This window comes from Kocuria sp. ChxB, from assembly GCF_044359605.1.
GTDB lineage: Bacteria > Actinomycetota > Actinomycetes > Actinomycetales > Micrococcaceae > Kocuria > Kocuria rhizophila.
The window spans coordinates 2,012,553-2,030,857 of the sequence record NZ_CP121123.1 but is presented as its reverse complement, the minus strand read 5'-3'; the positions used below and the strand labels follow the sequence as shown (position 1 = coordinate 2,030,857).

Sequence of the window (18,305 nt, the reverse complement as noted above, 5' to 3'; positions counted from 1 at the left end):
CGTCCTGCCTCAGAACGGCGACGGCGCGGTGTGCGGCGCGAGCACGTCCCGCTGCTCACGCGTGAGGCGCAGCACCGTGCGGGTCTCCGGCAGGTAGAACGCCAGCTGGGTCTGCGCGCGCACGCACGGGGAACCGTCCGCGGAGTCCAGGATCTCGAACCCCAGCACCAGGGTGGCGGCCCTCGCTGAGACCACCCACACGCGCACGTCCACCGGTTCGTTGCGGTACTCCAGGGGCCGCAGGTACTTCACGCGGTGCTCTGCGATCAGTGCCTGGGTTCCTTCCGGCAGCACGGAGAACAGCGGAATCCTGGGCGGGACCACCTGCTCCCCCGTGCCCACGGGAACGCCGAAGGCCGCGATCCGAGCTTCCTCCAGAACACGGATGACCTCCACGTTGTTCACGTGGCCGTACGGATCCATGTCCCCCCACCGCAGAGGAACCGGGCAGGTCACGGCGCGTTCGAGGTGTTCATCCGATCGCATGTGCTGACTCCTTGCTGGGCGTTTACCGGCGGACGCACGCAGCCGTGGGTCCCTGCCGTGCTGGGTGAGATGATATCCGCGGCGCGCCCGCCGAACAGCCCCAGTGAGAGGAACCCCGTGGCCCCGACTCCCTCCGGGCACCCCCCTGCGCTCAGGCGGAAGTGGCCCCTCGTGGTGCTGATCACCCTGACGCTCCTCGTGACCCTGTGGCTCGCCGTGTGCCACGCCGTCCTCGACAGCCCGGACGTGGACCCGCCCCGCACCTCCGACGCCGTGTTCGTGCTGGGCCCTCCGGACCCCGCCCGCATGGCCTACGCGGAGGACCTCGTCTACAACCAGCACATCGCGGACACCCTGGTGGTCTCCACACCGGACGCCCAGCCCTTCGACCCGCCCGAGATGGTGGAGTACTACACCGCCAAGTCCTTCTGCGAACCCCGCGACGGTGTGGAGGTGCTGTGCTTCAAGCCCAATCCCTCCACCACGCAGGGAGAGGCCATCAAGCTGCAGGAGCTCTCGGCGCAGCACGGCTGGGACACCGTCACCGCCGTGACGTTCACCCAGCACGTCTCCCGTTCCCGGCTGATCCTGGAGCGCTGCTACTCCGGGGAGCTGCGGATGTCCGCGGTGGACTTCCAGCTCACGGGCAAGAGTCTCTTCAACCAGTACCTCCACCAGAGCGCCGGGTACGTGAAGGCCTGGGTCACCCCGGGGTGCGACCAGCAGCTGCCCTGGACCCCCAAGTCCGAGGACTGAACCGGAGCGCAGCCGTCCGATCTCGTGGCCGCGCTCCGGATCGTTGCGGCCGGAGGCTCTGAAGGTCGCGCGACGGGCACCCCGCCCACGGGGTCACCGGCCCGCACCGCGGGGACACCGGGCGCGCCCTCTCCGTGGGGACACCGGCCCACTTCGCGGAGACACCGAGCGCGCCGGTCCGCGAGCGGCGTCGCCCCCACGCAGACCGGCCCAGGACGCTGACCGGAGGGCGCTTATGCGGGTCGGAACCCGTTCCTAACCTGGGGTTTCTCTTCTTCCCCGAGGTCTGGAAAGGACCGCCCCATGCCCAGGACCGCCCCGTGATGGGCCCCAGCCACGCCGCGTGCGGTGCCGCCGCGTGGGTGGCACTGACCGGCACCTACACCGTGGATCTCGCGGACGTCTCCTTCCCCGTGGGCCTCGGTCTCATGCCCGTGGGGGATCCCGGGGTGGTCACCGGCGCGCTGATCTGCGCCGGGGCGGCCCTGCTGACGGACCTCGACCACCCGGGCGGAACCGTGGCACGGTCCCTGCCGCCGGTCTCGCGCTGGCTCGCGAAGGGTCTGAGCCGACTCGCCGGCGGGCACCGCCGCGGCACGCACTCGCTTCTGGGCTTGCTTGCGATCATGGTGCTCGCCGAGCTCTCCCAGCGCGCTTCTGTTCCGGTGGGCGACGCCCTGCAGTGGAGCGGCACGGAGTCCGCGGCGGACACGACAGGCGGTGCGGCTACCGGTGCCGTGGTGTCCGGCGGGCTGGGCGCAGGGTCCGGGGGGTCGGGGGCGGTCGGTGACGCGGCGGCGTTGTTGCCCGGGCAGGTGTGGCCGCTGGCCGCGGTGCTGTCCGTGCTGCTGATCGCGTGCGCGGTCAAGGTGCTGGCCTTCGTCCCGGACCGGCTCTCCCACGCCAACTGGGTGGTGGGCATCCTGCTCGGGGCGTTCGTGGCCGCGCACCCCCCGGAGCATCCGCACTGGTTCGTGGTGGCCGTGGGACTCGGGTGCGCCGTGCACATGGCCGGCGACCTGCTGACCACCCAGGGCATCCACCTGCTGTGGCCGCTGCGCCTCCCCCTCCCGCTCCCCGCCTCCCTCTACCGGCGGCGCTCGTTCGTGCGCCTCCCCCTGCTGGGCAACGCCGGATCCGGCCGGGAGATCCTGCTGCTCGTGCCCGTCACGCTGTACGCGGTGGCGGGGCTGCTCTGCGCCGCGATCGCGTGGACGGGGCTCACGGTCAGCATGTGATGGCGACGACGCCGCGGCCCGGGTCGCGGGCGGCGTCGGCCCCGGCTCCGAGCACGCCGCGACGCGCTGTCGCGCGCCGCACCCCGCCTTCCGAGGCCACGATTCGCCAACCCGGGCAGGGTGGGGTAGGCTTTTCGACGTTGCTCACGGGCGTACGCCGAGTGGGACAACGAGCGCGAGTGGCGGAATAGGCAGACGCGCACGGTTCAGGTCCGTGTGCCCGAGAGGGCGTGGGGGTTCAACTCCCCCCTCGCGCACCGCAGGAAGTCCCGTTCGACCGGATGGTCGGGCGGGACTTCTGTCATTCCGATGGTCATGCGCCCCCGGGGACTCTCATCACGCACTTGTCACTCACTTGCACCGTCACTGAGAATCAAAGTGTCAATCAAACTCCCAATTTTGTCACTGATGCCAGTACTCTGACGCCACGGCATGGAGCACCGCCCGTCTGCAGTCCGTTCTGGAAGACATGCGCGCCCGCAGGGGAGACACCACCTCGGTCGAAGTCAAACGGGCGTCCGGTGGCCTACCCCACCTCGCCGACACCATCTGTGCCTTCGCAAACATGCCCGGAGGCGGAAGCATCATCCTGGGGGTCGACGAGTCCTCGGGGTCGTTCGACGTGACAGGACTGGACGACGTCGCAGCAGCAGAAAGCGGGCTCGTAGCTACCGCGAGACAATCGGTGTCCCCCTCCCCGCACATCACGACCGAAACCCACACCCTCGATGGGCGTGTCGTGCTCGTGGCCCACGTTGCCCCATTGCGCATCGTCGACAAACCGGCAACTACGGGCGGTCGAGCCTACCTACGGCAATCGGACGGCGACTACACCATGCAGGAACACGAACTCCGGATGCTGGAGGTGGCCAAGCTGCACGCTGACGAACAGGTCGACTACGACCTTCAGCCAGCGCGGGGCCGCTCCATCGACGATCTGCTGCCCGAGGCGGTGAGCGCGTACCTTCACACCACCCGCGAGCGGGACCAGCGTCTTCGATCGCTTGACGACGACAAGATTCTTCGCACGACCTCGGTGGTGACGGCGGACGGCGTTCCGACCCTCGCAGGACTCTATGCCCTCGGCATGTATCCCCAGGGACACTATCCAGGGCTCACTGTCACGGCTGCCGTGCAGCTGCCGGAGAGCGGGGGCAATGTTCGAAATCAGAATTTGGAGGATTTCACCGGGCCACTCCCCGTCCTTCTCGAAGACCTCTTGGCATGGGTTCGGCGGAACCTGGGCACAGTTCAGCGGTACAGGGAAGACGGGCACATGGAATCCGTGGCCGAGATCCCGTTGAACGCCGTCCGAGAGCTCATCGGAAATGCTCTCGTCCACCGGGATTTGGGACCGAACACCCTCGGTGTGGGCAAGTCGATCCAGGTCAGACTGACGCCAAGAAATCTGTTCGTCCTGAGCCCCGGGGGACTGCGCGGGGTGTCTCTCGCACAGCTTGAAAGTGAGGACCATGCTCAGGCTGCAGTGAACCAGCGCGTTTACCAGATGGCAAAAAAGCTCACCACGAGTGACGGCGCTTCGATCATCGAAGGCGAGGGCGGCGGGCTCCGGGAGGTCTACGACGCCGCCCGCCGGCACGGCCTGCCGCGCCCGCAGTTGCACGACACGGGGGTGCAGTTCAAGGCACTGCTGTGGCGCCCCACGAGCCAGACCCCGCATTCCGGGACTCCGCCTGCTGCGAGCGCAGCGCAGCGCAGCAAGGCCACGCCGCAAACCTCCGCCCCTACCGTTCACGAAGCCAAGGTGCTGGAGGTTCTGCGTCTCCATTCCCCTCTTCGGCTGGAAGATCTCGCAGTCCAGACGGGTTTGACCACATCCCAACTCCGCTATGCCCTGCGCTTGCCGCTCGCGGAGGGTCTTGTGGCGATGCAGGGCGGCCAGGGACGCAAGGGGACGCGGTACGTCATGAACAACGACGCATAGGGCTGCCACCGTCGTCGACAACCATCTTTCGAAAATGGGCAGTTGCGCGTCCGCCACGAAAGACTGCAAGCCGCACTGCACGAGCAGTGGTGGGTGCGCCGGTACGAACCAAGGCATCCATTTGGGTTGTTCGCGACTTCTCAACTCGCCGGGGCCCGAATTATCCCTCCTGTGCCGCGGCCGACCCGCCCACCTGCGCGAACAGCGGCAGCACCCGGTTCTGGAAGTGGGTCTGCAGCACCACCACGCTGCGGGTGCGGTTCACGGCTCCGGTCCGGGCGATCGCGTCGATGACCCGCTGCAGGTCGTCGTTGGAGCGGGCCACCACGCGGACCATCACGTCGTGGTCCCCGGAGACCGTGTACATCTCGATCACCTCGGGGATCTCGCGCAGCGCCTCCCCCACGGGAACGTGGCCCACCCCCTGGCTGATCTCGATGGAGACGATCGCCATCACGGGGTAGCCGAACCGGGCCGGGTTCAAGGTGGGTGCCACGTCCTGGATCACACCGGCGGCCTTGAGCTTGTCGAGGCGGGACTGCACAGTGGGGCGGGCCACCCCGAGCGCGCGCGACGCCGCGAGCACCCCGATCCCGGAATCCTCGCTGAACAGCTGCACGATCCGGACGTCGAGCTCGTCGATCTTCATATCCGATCCCCTTGCCTGAGTACCGCCTGAGTGCCACCGCACACGCGTTGCACATGACATATTGTGCAGTGATCACCGGCACACACGCTGAGAACTGCACATTGTGCTCACTCCGGACTGACCCGGTTGTGCGCCCCCATGGGCTGTGTCACTGTGACTGCCACCACAGATCCCGCAAGGAGTCCTTCGTGTCCCATTATTCTTCGGGAGACGCGGCCCGATCCGCCGTGTCCCTGCGTTCCGCCCTGCAGTCGCTTCCCCCGTACAAGCCGGGGAAGTCCGCGGCCTCGTCCGACGTCATCACGTACAAGCTGTCCTCGAACGAGAACCCGTACCCGCCCCTGCCGTCCGTCCTGGACGCGGTCAACCAGATGTCCCCGGAGATGAACCTCTACCCGGACATGACCTGCCAGGCCGTCACGGAAGCCGTGGCCAGCCGCTGGGGCGTGGAGCCCTCGTCCGTGAGCTTCGGCAGCGGTTCCGTGGAGGTCGCCTCCCAGATCATCCGCGCCGTGTGCGAGGAGGGCGACGAGGTCGTCTTCGCGTGGCGCTCCTTCGAGGCGTACCCGATCCTCACGGGGCTCGCGGGCGCCAAGGCCGTGCACGTGCCGCTGGACGAGAACGAGCGCCACGACCTGCCGGCCATGGCCGCGGCCGTCACCGAGCGCACCAAGGTGATCCTGGTCTGCACACCCAACAACCCCACCGGCACCTCCGTGACCGCTGACGAGCTCCACGAGTTCATGAAGCAGGTCCCCGAGCACGTGCTCGTGGTGGTGGACGAGGCCTACGTGCACTTCAACGTGGACCCGGACGCGGCCCGCGGCATCGACTTCTTCCGCGCCTACCCGAACGTGGTGGTCCTCCACACGTTCTCCAAGGCGTACGGGCTGGCCGGTCTGCGCATCGGCTACGCGATCTCCCCGGACTACATCAGCGCCGCGCTGCGGGCTGTGGCCATTCCCTTCGGAGTGACCAACCTGGCGCAGCAGGCGGCCCTGGCCAGCCTCGCCGCAGAGTCCGAGGTCGAGGAGCGCATCACCGCCCTCGTGGAGCAGCGCGACCACGTGCACCAGCGGCTCACGGAGCAGGGCTGGGACGTCGTCGAGTCGCAGGCGAACTTCGTGTGGCTGCGCACGGGTGAGCACACCGCGGCCGCGGAGGAGATCTTCACCCGGCACGGCGTGATCGTGCGCGCCTTCACCGACGAGGGCATCCGCGTGAGCATCGGCTCCCCCGCCGGCAACCAGGCCTTCCTGGTGGCTGCGGAGGAAGTCCGCGCCCACCTCGACGGCGCCGCGACCTCCCGGAACGAGGGCTGAACCCCATGAGCACCACCCCTCAGGCCCCGGGTCACGCCCCGGACGCCTCCACCAAGACCGTCCGCGGCCTCAAGCCCCGCCAGCTGACCATGATGGGACTGGGCGGCGCGATCGGCGCGGGCCTGTTCCTGGGCAGCGGCAAGGGCGTGGCCGTGGCGGGCCCCGCCATCCTCGTCTCCTACGTGGTGGCGGGCGCCCTGGTGGTCCTCATCATGTGGATGATCGGCGAGCTCTCCGCCGCGAACCCCACGAGCGGCGCCTTCTCCACCCACGCGCAGAACGCCTTCGGCCCCGTGGCCGGGTACACCGTGGGCTGGCTGTACTGGGTGCAGCTCGCGGTCGTGACCGCCGCCGAAGCCAACGGAGCCGCCACGATCCTCACGGGCATCCTGGGGGACTCCGTGGCAGGGATCGGCGTGCCACCCACATGGGTGCTGAGCCTGGTCTTCATGGCCGTCTTCACCGTGATCAACATGTTCGCCGTGAGCAAGTACGGCGAGTTCGAGTTCTGGTTCGCGTTCCTCAAGGTGGGCGTGATCCTGGCGTTCCTGGTGGTCGGCATCCTGATGCTCTTCGGAGTGATCCCCGGCCACGAGGGCGGGCTGTCCAACTTCCAGGACTTCGCCCCCACCGGGATCGCCGGTGTGGGTGCGGGCCTGCTGATCGTGATCTTCTCCTTCGGCGGCACCGAGATCGTGGCGATCGCCGCGGGTGAGACCGCGGACCCGCAGAAGAGCGTGGCCACGGCCATCCGCACCGTGGCGTGGCGCATCGTGCTGTTCTACATCGGCTCGGTGTTCATCATGGTCGCGATCCTGCCGCCCTCCCAGGCGGATCCGCCCGAGGGCCCCTTCGCGGCGGTGCTGAACGTCGCCGGCCTCCCGGCTGCGGGCAGCATCATGGCTCTGATCGCCGTGTTCGCCCTGCTCAGTGCGCTCAACGCCAACATCTATGCCGCGTCACGCATGATGCACTCCCTGGCCCAGCGCAACTACGCGCCGGCCGCGATCAAGCGCACCGCGCACAACAGTGTGCCGCGCCGCGCCGTGCTGCTCACGGTGTCCTTCGGGTTCGTGGCGAGCATCCTGGAGGCGCTGTTCCCGGGCAAGGTGCTGGACACGCTGCTGGCAATCGTGGGCTCCACGATCATCATCATCTGGATCTCCGTGGCCGCCTCGCAGATCACCCTGCGCCACCGCCGCGAGCGGGAGAATCCCGGGGTGCGTGCCAGCACGTATACCATGCCGCTCTTCCCGTTCCTGTCCTACCTCACGGTGGCCATGCTCGTGCTGATCGTGGTGGTCACCATGTTCGACCCAGCCTCCCGCAACCAGCTGCTGCTCACGGTCACCGCCACGGCGCTGATCGCGCTGACGGGCGTGTTCGTGACCCGCCGCTCCGAGCAGCCCGCCACCGAGCACGCGGACCTCGGCGAGTAGGAGCGGCACGCATGAGCACGCACGACGACGCCGCGGCCGCCCACGATTCCGGCTCGCCCCGCGGGACGACCGCCGGTCGGGCCGCCGTGGCGGCGCTGCGGGAGCACGGCGTGGACACCGTGTTCGGGATCCCCGGTGTGCAGACCTACGAGCTGTTCGAGGCTCTGCGGAAGGAACCCGGCATCGAGGTCATTGCCACGCGGCACGAGCAGGCGAGCGCCTACATGGCGCTGGGCTACGCCCAGTCCACCGGGCGCCCGGGCGTGTTCAGCGTGGTGCCCGGACCGGGCGTGCTCAATGCCGGCGCGGGCATGCTGACCTCGCTGGCGACGAGCACGCCCACGGTGTGCCTCACGAGCGAGATCCCCACCGAGTTCATCGGCAGGGGGATGGGCCACCTGCACGAGATGCCGGACCAGCAGGCCACGGTGGCCTCGTTCACCAAGTCCGCGTGCACCGTGACCGACCCCGCCGAGGTGCCCGCGGCGGTGGCCGAGGCGTTCACCCGAGCGACCGGCGGGCGGCCCGGACCCAGCGTCGTCGCCATCCCGTGGGATGTGCTCACGCAGAAGGCGGAGATGCAGAGCGTGGTGGCGCCGCCCGTGGCTGCACCGGAGGCGGACGCGGGTGAGGTGGCCCGCGCCGCGGAGCTGCTGCGCTCCGCCCGCAACCCCATGCTCATGGTGGGCAGCGGTGCCCGGCACGCGGGCACGGAGATTCTGGCCCTGGCCGAGAAGCTGCAGGCCCCTGTGGTGTCCCTACGGGGTGGTCGCGGGATCGTGTCCGACGAGCACCCGCTGGGGTTCACGAGCGCTCAGGGCTTCGAGCGCTGGGCGGAGACGGACGTGCTGCTCGGCATCGGCACCCGGCAGGAGCTCGTGTGGTTCCGCTGGCCGGACACCCCCGAGGGGCTGCGCACCGTGAACGTGGACATCGACGCGGCCCAGCAGGATCGGCTCACGCCGGACGTGCCGCTCACCGGGGACGCCCGGGCGGTCACCGTGCAGCTGCTCGAAGCCCTCGACGACATGCCCGCACGGGCATCCCGCTCCGCGGAGTTCGAGGAGGTCAAGGAGGGCGTCCGGGCCGAGATTGCACAGCTGCAGCCCCACAGCGACTACCTGGCCGCGATCCGCGAGACGCTCCCCCGGGACGGATACTTCGTGGAGGAGGTCTCGCAGATCGGCTTCGCGTCCATCTTTGCACTGGAGGTCTACGAGCCCCGCCACTTCATCACCAGCGGCTACCAGGGCAACCTGGGATACGGCTTCCAGACGGCGCTGGGGGTGCAGGCCGCGAACCGGGACAGCGTGGTGGTCTCCGTGACCGGGGACGGTGGTTTCCTGTACGGCGTGCAGGAGCTCGCCACCGCCGTGCAGCACGGGCTGAACCTCATCACGGTGGTGTTCGACAACCAGGCCTTTGGCAACGTCCAGGCGGACCAGGTGCGGATCTACGGCCACGGCTCCGCCACCGAGCTGGCCAATCCGGACTTCGTGGCGCTGGCGGAGTCCTTCGGTGCCCTGGGCCTGCGCGCCACGTCCCCGGACGAGCTGCGCACGGCCATGACGGAGGCGATCGCCGCCCGGCGCCCCACGGTGATCGAGGTGCCCATGCCGCTGTCCCTCGAGCAGAGCCCCTGGAAGTTCCTCATGCCCGCGAGCCGCGCGAAGGCCGCGGAGCCGGAACGGCCCTGAGCGCGCGGCAGCGGTGACCACGGCGGGGCACGACGCCGCCGTGGTCAGCCCCGCGCGACCGTCACCTTCCCCGTGGCGCGGTGCCACGTGGCGGTGCACCCGTTGGAGAACTTCTGCGCCATGCCCCCGGACACCGCGTACTCGTCCGTGACGGGAAAGCCCCAGCCGTGCTCGTGTCCTGCCCTGGACCATGCCGAGCCGATCCCCCCGCTGAGCTTGACCACGTGCGTTCCTCCGCGGGGTGAGTACATGGCCCGGAAGCGGGCGCTGCCCTGGTGGAAGTCCTGGTACGCCCCACCGGAGAGAGGCTTCTCCGCCATCACGGGATATCCCCACGCGCGTTCCAGACCGGCGGCCCGGTACGCGTTGCCGATGCCGGTCCCCCACTTCACGGGGTGCGCCCCGGTCTGCGAGCTCCAGTAGTAGGTGTAGTTGGCCGTGAAGCCCTGGTAGACCCCGCCCCGGTGGCCCGTGGGCTTCTCGGGGGAGGTGGGCTGTCCGTAGCGCGCAGCCCCGCCGGTGGCCAGGTAGTCGGTCCTGATGGCGCCCTTCAACCAGGACGAGGTCTGTGCGGGTGGAGCCGGGGGCAGTGCCGCGAGGTCGTGACGCAACAGGCCCACGATGTCGTACTCCTCGTGGTCGACCCCCGGCAGGGTGGACAGGGAGGTGCGGGTGAACCCGTCCTTCACGTAGCGCTTCTGGCCCTTGGTCGCCGCGTTGCGGGCCGACCACGTGGGCGGGTTGGTGCTGCCCGCCACGTCCTCGGACCCCACGTGCCAGCTCAGGGGCAGGGAGCGCACCGCGGCCCCGGGGTCCGTCTGCATCCCGTAGGAGCCGCCGCCGCCGATGATCGTGGCACCCCCGCCCTTGATCCAGCTCTGCCGGTCCGCGAGCAGCTCGTAGGTGATGAACTCGGCACCGCCCGAGTAGCCGGTGAGCCACACGCGGGAGGTGTCCAGCCCGTACCGGGCCGTGAGGGAGCTCTGCAGGGCCCGGAACCAGTCGCCGTTGGCATCCGCTTCCTCCCACCACGTGATGCCGTTGCCCCTGGCCTGACGGTCCGGTGAGATCGGGACCACCAGCACCATGTTCTTCTTCCGGGCCTCCGCGGCCATGGCCCGCATGTGCGATCCCCCGGGGTCGTGGACCCAGGACTCGCCGGGCTTGTCGTAGTCGCCACCCAGGTAGAAGACCGCTCCCACGGCCTTCGAGGGGTCCAGGCCGTCCGCGTAGACGTGGTAGGTGGAGGTCAGTCCCGCCGCGGTGAACCTCTGGTGGAACGCCGTGGTGGGAGGGACCGCGCGGGGCGCCTGAACGGTCGCCTGCTGCGGCTGCGGTGGGGCTGCTGCGGCGGGAGAGCCGGCCAGCAGGGTCAGGGTTGCCGCACACAGGACTGCAGCGGGCATGACGGAAGAACGGGGGGAAGGCATGGGGGGATGCTTTCTGAGGGGGATGTGCAGTTGTGGCCCCGACCGGTCAGCTCAGGCCCGGTCGCGGCGGTGGTCAGGCGTGCCGGGGGCGCACGTCCGTCCAGTGAACGATCATGCCATCCCCTGGTCTCCTGTTCTGCGATGCTGGCCGTTCTGACCTGCGGTGACTCCCCCTCCCGCGGTACGGACGGTGGGCTCAGGACGCCGGGCGGGGCCCAGAGCGTGCGGCCCGGTCCTTCAGAGGTGGCGTGGGCCACGGGACCGCGACGGACACCACACTCATCCCGCCAGGCCCCGCTCCACCATGGATCGGGCGCCGTCCACCACGGCTGTGCCCCACGGGCGCGGAGAGATGCCCAAGAGTTCATGCTGGCGTGCAGCGGACACCCGCTTCACGGTCCCGAGGTCAGGGACCATGCTCCGGGCCGCCGGAACCACGAGTGCGGCGGCGCGGATCAGACCGGACGGGACGCGGCGCACGGGCCTGCCGGCCCGGGTCTCCGGGAACGTGGTGCGCAGCAGCTCGGCCACCTCCCGCAGCGGGGTGGCTGCCTCCTGCGAGGCCACCAGGATGCGCTGCCCGGCGGCGCGGGGCGCCCCCAGCGCGGAGATGTGCGCGGCGGCAACATCCCGCACGTCCACCAGCGGCACGGCCACGTCCGGGACGCCGGGCATCCTGCCGTTCAGCAGCATCTGCAGCATGTGGTTGGTCCCTGTGACCGCGTCGCTGAGCACGGGGCCCACCACGGCAGTCGGAAGCATGGTCACCAGCTCCAGCTGCGGGTGACGCTCCGCGAAGTCCCAGGCCGCCCGTTCCGAGAGCACCTTGCTCCGGCCGTAGGCGTCCATGCCGGGGCCGTCCAGGGGGGACCAGTCGGCCTCCGTGAAAACCCGGTCCACGGCCCCGTGCCCGAACCCCACGGCGTGGAACGCGGACGTCAGCACCACGCGCGGTGCTCCGGTGTCCGCAGCGGCCCGCAGCACCCGAAGCGCCCCTTCCCTGGCGGGGACCACGAGATCGTCCTCGTTCTCCACACGCCCCGGCGCCACCGGGGAGGCCACGTGCAGAACCCCCGCCGTTCCCCGGGTGGCGTCCAGCCACCCGTCATCCCGTGTGAGGTCCGCCGTGACGAACTCGAGCAGGTCCACGTTCTGCGCACCGGCACGCACCAGGATGCTCCGGGCCCGCCGCGCGCTCGACTCGGAGCGCACCGTGGTGCGCACGGGCCGCCCCGCGTGCAGGAGCTGGAGGATGCAGTGGCCGGCGATGAAGCCGGTGCCGCCCGTGACCAGGACGGGCTGGGTGGGGTATGCCATAGGCCCAGTATGGCCCGGAGGTCAGACGGTCCCCGAACACCCGCCACGAAAGGCACCCCGGGGAAACACCCGGTCCATGCCCCCGGCCCACCCGCGACCTGAGCGGTGGCCGGATCGGCGCGCGGTCACCGACCGGTGGAGGGATCCTGCGCCGCACTCGATCCCGAGCCGGCGCTCGGGGATCCGAGGTCGGAACCGTGGACAGGAGCCGCGGTCCCGGAGCCCTGGTCCTGCCGGGGCGCAGTGCCCTGGGCATCGGCCTCCGAGGCCGACGCGGCGTCGTCGTCGTGCTTCTTGCCGAACGGCAGGACGTGGACGATGCCCACGATGATCGCGCCCCAGATGACGCCGAGGACCAGCGCGCACACCGTCTCCACGAGCCACGCGAGCACCGGGCCCACCACGGCCACGTGGTGCACGGCCTCGCTGAGGTGGTGGACGAGCTCCTCTGGGGCGGTGAACCCCAGCTCCGCCGTGCCCACCAGGATGATGTGTCCGCCGACCCACAGCATGGCGAACATGCCCACGATGGAAATCACGTTGAGGACCGAGGGCATGGCGCGCACCAGGAACTCACCGAAGCGCTGGGACTTCTCCGAGTCCCGCTTGGCCATGGCCAGGCCGATGTCGTCCATCTTCACGATCAGGGCCACGACCCCGTAGACCAGGAACGTGATGAAGATGGCCACCGCGATCAGGATGAGTGTGCGGGCCAGCAGGGGCTCGTTGGCCACCTCGTTGAGGGAGATCACCATAATCTCCGCGCTGAGAATGAGGTCCGTGCGGATGGCGCCCGCGGTGATCTTCTTCTCCGCATCCGGGCCCTTTTCCGCTGCAGGCTTCTTCTCCGCGTGGCCCTTGGAGAACAGGTGCTCGCCGATGGCCTCCGCACCCTCGAAGCACAGGTAGGTCCCGCCGAGCATGAGCAGGGGCGTGAGCAACCACGGCGCGAACTCGCTCAGGATCAGGGCGATCGGCAGGATGATGAGCAGCTTGTTGCGCAGCGAGCCGATCGTGATCTTCTTGATGATCGGCAGCTCGCGGCTCGGGCTGATGCCCTCCACGTAGCGGGGGGTCACGGCGGTGTCGTCCACGACGACGCCCGCGGCCTTCGCGCTCGCCCGCCCGGCGGCCCCGGCAATGTCGTCGACGTTCGCGGCCGCCATCTTGGCGAGCGCCGCGACGTCGTCCAGCAGTGCGGCAAGTCCAGCGGACATGCGTGTACCTCTTCCCGTTCACCCAACACACGTGTGCGGGTCAAGCGTACGGGGTTTGCCCGGGAGCCTTCCCCAGCGACTGGCGTTGGTCCCGCGAGAAGAGATACGTGACGTTCCGATGCCACTCGGTTCGAACCACTCGGCGCTCCCGCTGGCGACACAGAGGTGCTGCTGGATCGAGACTCGCGCGAATCAGCCCGTAAAGTGTCGACATCTCAGTAGTGTGTATGCAGTTTCGCAAATTTTCATCCGGGGGCAACAGCCTGCAGCCCAGGTTTCGCCCTCCCCTGTGCACTCGGAGGAAGCATGGATTTCGCAGAGCGGTTGTCCGCACTGGCTACCAAGGTGGCCCATCAGAAGGCCGCCCTGGAGACCGAGGAGGCCACGAAGAACGCTTTCGTGATGCCCTTCATCTCCACCATCCTCGGGTACGACGTCTTCAACCCGTCCGAGGTCGTTCCGGAGTTCACTGCCGATGTCGGCGTCAAGAAGGGCGAGAAGATCGACTATGCCATCGTCCAGGATGGCCAAATCCAGATGCTCATCGAGTGCAAACACGTCGGTTCACCCCTCTCGCTGGAGCACGCCTCGCAACTGTACAGGTACTTCGCAGTGACGAATGCCCGCATCGCCGTCCTCACAAATGGCGAGAAGTACCACTTCTACACCGATCTCGATGCACCCAACCGAATGGACGCGAAACCGTTCCTCGTTCTGGACCTGCTCGACATCGACACCACGTTGCTCCCCGAGCTGCTCAAGCTCAGCAAGACGGAGTTCGACCTGGACTCGATCATCAGCGCGGCGGGTGAGTTGAAATATGTGGGACAGATCAAGCGGGCCATCGCCGCAGAGTTCAAAGACCCCTCTGACGACTGGATCCGCTTCTTCACCAACCGGGTCTACGAAGGCGCGTTCACGCAGAAGGTGAGGGAGCAGTTCACCCCTTTGGTGGGCAAGGCATCCCAGCAGTTCCTCAACGAGCAGGTGAACAACCGGCTCGCGACCGCGTTGGGGGCTGGCTCCACTCCACCACCGCTCCCCCCAGAAGTCGACCCTGCTGGAGAGATCAGCAGCCAAGAGGAAGCTGTGCGGGATCTCGAAGAGACCCAGGAGGAAATCATCACGACTGCGGAGGAACTCTCCGCCTTCAATATCGTGCGCGCCATCGTCTGTAATCAAGTGGACATGTCCCGAGTCTCATACCGGGACGCGAAGTCGTACTGCGCGATCCTTCTGGACAACAACAATAGAAAGACCATTGCTCGGCTGCACTTCAACCGCAGCCAGAAGTACATCGGCATCCTGGATGAAAACAAGAGTGAAACTCGTCACCCTTTGGACGCCCTTGAGCAGATCTACACGTTGAGCGATCAACTGCGAGCCACGGTTGAACGGCTGAGCGCCTGACGTGTAGATGGCTGGCCCAGCCAGTCATCTACACCCCGCGCTTATTGGGTCATCGGCGCCCCAGAACGGTCACCATGAAGTCGGTGTCCTCGGTCCAGGGGCGCAGGTCCCACCCCGCCAGGGTGAGCTGGGGTGCCAGACCGGAGGCGGCGGCGTCGGCGAGGAAGTCTCCGGCGGGGTAGCCGCGTCCGGCGCCGAAGCCCACGACGGCGCGTCCCTCGTTCGTCAGGTGGGCGGCGAAACCGCGCAGCACGTCCCGGCGCGTGCTCTCCGCCAGGAACGTCATCACGTTGCCGGCGCACACGATGAGGTCGAAAGGGTCGCCCAGGTCCAGCTCGGTCAGCAGCGCGAGGTCCGCCACGCGGTAGTCCGGCCCGGGGTGGTCCTCGCGGGCGGCGCGAATCAGCTCGGGGTCCACGTCCACGGCCGTGACCGTGTGGCCCACCCCGTGGAGGTGGCCGGCAATCCGACCCGCCCCGCAGCCGGCGTCCAGGATCCTCGCCCTGCGGGGGACCATGGCGTCCACGAGGCGCGCCTCCCCCACGATGTCCTCGCCGCGCCGCGCCATGGTGCGGAACCTGTCGATGTACCACTGCGAGTGCCTCGGGTTCTGCGCCACCTGGGCCATCCACCTGCTCTGTTCCACCATGGGGCCAGGGTAGGCCCTGCCGCGGTGCCGCACGCCAGGACCGTCCTCCGCCGCTGCCCGCCGCTGCCAGGGTCGGGCCCGCCACCGGTCACGACGACGCCGCGGCGTCACCCCGGTGCGCACGGCCACGAGGGAGCGCCCCGTCTGAGAGCATGGACCCCGTTCACGGGGTTGCCGTGCACCGCACCACGGACCCCGCGCCATGCCCCGCCAACCGCACACGCGCGGCGTACCCCGAGGAGCAGCACATGAGCATCCTGCTGGCCGCCCTGGCCGCCGTCCTGGTGGGCACGATCCTGCAACGGGTCTCGGGCACCGGTGTGGGCCTCGTGGTGGCGCCCGTGCTGTCCCTGCTCATGGGACCGGGTGCCGGCGTGCTGGCCACCAACGCCGCCACCACGTGCTCCGGGTTCCTCATCACGCTCTCCGTGCGCCGGCTCGTGGAGTGGCGCCACGCCGCCGTCCTGGTGGCGGCCGCGGTTCCGGGCATCGTGGCGGGGGCCGTGGTGGTGCGCCACGTGCCCAGCGCGTGGCTGCAGGTGGCCGTGGGCTCGGTGGTGCTCGCGGGGCTGGCCATCACCCGCTTCTCCCCCGCCACCCCCTACGCTTCCCGACGCGCCACGGTGGTGCCTGCGGGCGTGATCGGCGGGTTCTTCAACGCCACTGCGGGTGTCGCGGCGCCGGCCATGGTCATCTACTCGCGAGTGACCCGGTGGGACCAGGTGCACTTCGCGGCCACCATGCAGCCGGTGTTCATGTCCATGGGGGCGCTCTCGGCCGCTTCCAAGCTGGTGGCGGGTGTGCACTTCGCCCTGCCCGTTCCGGCGCTCGTGGCAGTGGTGGCCCTCGTGCTCACGGTCCTGGCCGGGATTGCGATCGGGACATGGCTGGCCCGCCACATGTCCAAGGCGACTGCGCAGAAACTGGCCATGACGCTCGCGACCGTGGGCGGCGTCGTCGTGCTGGCCCGCGGAACCATCACCCTGCTGACCGCCTGATCCGGGCGACATGCCCCGCGCCTTCGAAACCGGCGAGCGCCTGTGAGTACCATGGCGTTTTCCTCCGCTCCTCCGGGGAACACGACCGGCTGAACTCTCCGGGCACCCCGGGTCAGCAGCGGCCCTTCCCCGAGACCTGAGAGGTGGAGCGCATGTCCGCACCCTCACCACAGTCCGCCGCAACCGCCGCGGACCCCGCCTCCGCGAGGAGCGCGCCCCGCGCGCTGCGCTGGCTGGCTGCCCCACCCACGGCCCCCCGGCTGCCGGAGGACGAGGTCGCCCGGAGCTACCCCCGCCTGCGCCTGCAGGTGTTCCTCGGGATCTTCATCGGCTACGCCGGGTTCTACCTGATCCGCAACAACATCTCCCTGATCGCACCCCTGCTGATGGACGAGGGCACCATCAGCACCGTGGGGATCGGCATCATCGGCAACGCCGTGCTGCTGGCCTACGGGTTCTCCAAGTTCTTCTCCGCGACCATCTCGGACCGCTCCAACGCGCGGTACTTCCTGCCGATCGGCCTGGCGCTGTCCGCCGTGGCGAACCTCGTGGTCGCGTTCGTCCCCGCGGTCTCCGCCTCGGTGGCGCTTTTCGCCTCGGTCATGTTCCTCAACGGCTGGGTGCAGGGCATGGGCTGGCCGCCGTGCGGGCGCGTGCTCGTGCACTGGTTCTCCACGAACGAGCGCGGCTGGAAGACCGCCATCTGGAACACCGCGCACAACGTGGGCGGCATGGGCGTGGGCGCACTGGCCGCCTTCGGCCTGGCCATCACGGGCGACTCGTGGCAGTCGGCATTCTGGGTCCCGGCTCTCGGCGCTCTCGTGGTCGCCGCGATCGCCTTCGTCATGGTCCGGGACCGCCCGGAAGCGGTGGGCCTGCCCCCGATCGAGGAGTACCGGGACGATCCCGCCAAGGTCGAAGCGGATGCGAGCGACCTCGAGGGGTCCTCCTACTGGGGGATCATCACCAAGCACGTGCTGCTCAACCCCACCATGGTGTTCCTGGCGCTGGCCAACGTGTTCATCTACTCCCTGCGCTACGGCGTGCTCAGCTGGGCACCCACCTACCTGGCGGAGCACCACGGCATGTCCCTGGCACAGGGCATCGCCGGCTTCTCCCTGTTCGAGCTCGCCGGGATCTTCGGCACACTGGCGTGCGGCTGGGTCTCGGACAAGGTGTTCCGCGGCAACCGCAGCTGGACCGGCATCGTGTTCATGCTCGGCGTGGGCGTGTTCCTGGTGGCCTACTGGCTCGCCCCGGTGGGCACGCCGTACTGGCTGCTCATGGTGTTCCTGTTCTTCATCGGCGCGTTCATCTACGGCCCCGTGATGCTCATCGGCCTGCAGGCCCTGGACATGTCCGCGCGCCACGTGGCGGGCACGGCCGCCGGCTTCACGGGCCTGTTCGGCTACGTCTTCGGCGCCACGCTCGCGTCCACCGGCGTGGGGTGGGTGGTCCACGAGTTCGGCTGGGGCGCCACCTACGGGCTGCTCACGCTGTCCGTGGTGCTGACAATCGCCCTGCTGCTGTGCGTCCTGCCGCGGGAGAAGCAGCTCATGGCGCACCACCGTTCGCTGAGCGGCACGGACGCCCAGGAGACCCGCTCCTGAGCCTGCCCCGTGCCGGGCGGCGCGCGTCCGCTGCGCCGTCCGGCCCCGGACCCTGCCATTTCGCGGACGACGCCGCAGGGCCAGAATTCCGGCGGTCACCGCACGGCGCGGTCGGTGTCCACGACCGACGACGCCGCACGCC

Annotated in this window: 15 protein-coding genes and 1 tRNA gene; 10 read left to right on the top strand and 6 right to left on the bottom strand. The window is 69.1% G+C overall.

Features of this window, described 5'->3' with window-relative positions; all coding sequences use genetic code 11:
• Nucleotides 1-9: 9 nt before the first annotated feature.
• Nucleotides 10-486, bottom strand: coding sequence for a thioesterase family protein (locus tag P8S73_RS08980; RefSeq protein ID WP_019311075.1), 477 nt, complete (start codon nt 484-486; stop codon nt 10-12).
• A gap of 117 nt (nt 487-603) precedes the next feature.
• Here P8S73_RS08980 and P8S73_RS08975 point away from each other — a divergent pair, with 117 nt between their 5' ends.
• The 4 genes from P8S73_RS08975 to P8S73_RS08960 all read left to right on the top strand — a co-directional run bounded on the left by P8S73_RS08975 (nt 604) and on the right by P8S73_RS08960 (nt 4,425).
• Nucleotides 604-1,242 carry a YdcF family protein gene (locus tag P8S73_RS08975; protein WP_223246107.1) on the top strand — a complete coding sequence of 213 codons (639 nt, stop codon included), beginning with the start codon at nt 604-606 and terminating at the stop codon, nt 1,240-1,242.
• A gap of 323 nt (nt 1,243-1,565) precedes the next feature.
• Entirely contained in the window at nt 1,566-2,480 is a 915-nt protein-coding gene (locus tag P8S73_RS08970; RefSeq protein WP_396350562.1) for a metal-dependent hydrolase, read from the top strand.
• A 173-nt stretch (nt 2,481-2,653) separates the two neighbouring features.
• Nucleotides 2,654-2,737, top strand: a tRNA-Leu gene (locus P8S73_RS08965).
• A gap of 212 nt (nt 2,738-2,949) precedes the next feature.
• On the top strand, nt 2,950-4,425 hold the full coding sequence (locus tag P8S73_RS08960; RefSeq protein ID WP_052239282.1) for an RNA-binding domain-containing protein: 1,476 nt from the start codon (nt 2,950-2,952) through the stop codon (nt 4,423-4,425).
• Between the two features lie 160 nt (nt 4,426-4,585).
• Here P8S73_RS08960 and P8S73_RS08955 read toward each other — a convergent pair whose 3' ends face one another.
• Entirely contained in the window at nt 4,586-5,074 is a 489-nt protein-coding gene (locus P8S73_RS08955) for an Lrp/AsnC family transcriptional regulator (RefSeq protein ID WP_019311071.1), read from the bottom strand.
• A 188-nt stretch (nt 5,075-5,262) separates the two neighbouring features.
• Between P8S73_RS08955 and hisC the strand changes: the two genes are divergently transcribed.
• Genes hisC through P8S73_RS08940 form a run of 3 tightly spaced genes read left to right on the top strand, consistent with a single transcriptional unit; the run spans nt 5,263 to nt 9,532 of the window.
• Nucleotides 5,263-6,396: a histidinol-phosphate transaminase gene (gene hisC, locus P8S73_RS08950; RefSeq protein WP_181950985.1), complete on the top strand. Its 1,134-nt coding sequence runs from the start codon at nt 5,263-5,265 to the stop codon at nt 6,394-6,396.
• Nucleotides 6,397-6,401: 5 nt separating this feature from the next.
• The gene (locus tag P8S73_RS08945) at nt 6,402-7,835 is read left to right on the top strand and encodes an amino acid permease (RefSeq protein WP_039101375.1); all 1,434 of its coding nucleotides are present in this window, start codon (nt 6,402-6,404) and stop codon (nt 7,833-7,835) included.
• Nucleotides 7,836-7,846: 11 nt separating this feature from the next.
• The gene (locus P8S73_RS08940; protein WP_121242108.1) at nt 7,847-9,532 is read left to right on the top strand and encodes a thiamine pyrophosphate-dependent enzyme; all 1,686 of its coding nucleotides are present in this window, start codon (nt 7,847-7,849) and stop codon (nt 9,530-9,532) included.
• A 44-nt stretch (nt 9,533-9,576) separates the two neighbouring features.
• Here P8S73_RS08940 and P8S73_RS08935 read toward each other — a convergent pair whose 3' ends face one another.
• The 3 genes from P8S73_RS08935 to P8S73_RS08925 all read right to left on the bottom strand — a co-directional run bounded on the left by P8S73_RS08935 (nt 9,577) and on the right by P8S73_RS08925 (nt 13,496).
• Entirely contained in the window at nt 9,577-10,962 is a 1,386-nt protein-coding gene (locus tag P8S73_RS08935; RefSeq protein ID WP_223110536.1) for a hypothetical protein, read from the bottom strand.
• 279 nt (nt 10,963-11,241) lie between these two features.
• Nucleotides 11,242-12,279 (bottom strand): NAD-dependent epimerase/dehydratase family protein, encoded by a 1,038-nt coding sequence (locus tag P8S73_RS08930; RefSeq protein ID WP_039101373.1) that lies wholly within the window; start codon nt 12,277-12,279, stop codon nt 11,242-11,244.
• A gap of 125 nt (nt 12,280-12,404) precedes the next feature.
• A complete protein-coding gene (locus P8S73_RS08925) occupies nt 12,405-13,496 on the bottom strand; it encodes a DUF808 domain-containing protein (RefSeq protein ID WP_070636612.1) in 1,092 nt (363 codons plus the stop codon).
• A 306-nt stretch (nt 13,497-13,802) separates the two neighbouring features.
• Between P8S73_RS08925 and P8S73_RS08920 the strand changes: the two genes are divergently transcribed.
• Complete coding sequence (locus P8S73_RS08920; RefSeq protein WP_121242106.1) at nt 13,803-14,906, top strand: type I restriction endonuclease; 1,104 nt, start codon at nt 13,803-13,805, stop codon at nt 14,904-14,906.
• Between the two features lie 49 nt (nt 14,907-14,955).
• Here P8S73_RS08920 and P8S73_RS08915 read toward each other — a convergent pair whose 3' ends face one another.
• Entirely contained in the window at nt 14,956-15,555 is a 600-nt protein-coding gene (locus P8S73_RS08915) for a bifunctional 2-polyprenyl-6-hydroxyphenol methylase/3-demethylubiquinol 3-O-methyltransferase UbiG (protein WP_070636697.1), read from the bottom strand.
• Between the two features lie 248 nt (nt 15,556-15,803).
• Between P8S73_RS08915 and P8S73_RS08910 the strand changes: the two genes are divergently transcribed.
• Together P8S73_RS08910 and P8S73_RS08905 are read left to right on the top strand one after the other, a co-directional pair.
• The gene (locus P8S73_RS08910) at nt 15,804-16,553 is read left to right on the top strand and encodes a sulfite exporter TauE/SafE family protein (RefSeq protein ID WP_070636696.1); all 750 of its coding nucleotides are present in this window, start codon (nt 15,804-15,806) and stop codon (nt 16,551-16,553) included.
• A 152-nt stretch (nt 16,554-16,705) separates the two neighbouring features.
• Nucleotides 16,706-18,163 carry an MFS transporter gene (locus P8S73_RS08905; protein WP_039101370.1) on the top strand — a complete coding sequence of 486 codons (1,458 nt, stop codon included), beginning with the start codon at nt 16,706-16,708 and terminating at the stop codon, nt 18,161-18,163.
• The last annotated feature ends 142 nt before the right edge of the window (nt 18,164-18,305 follow it).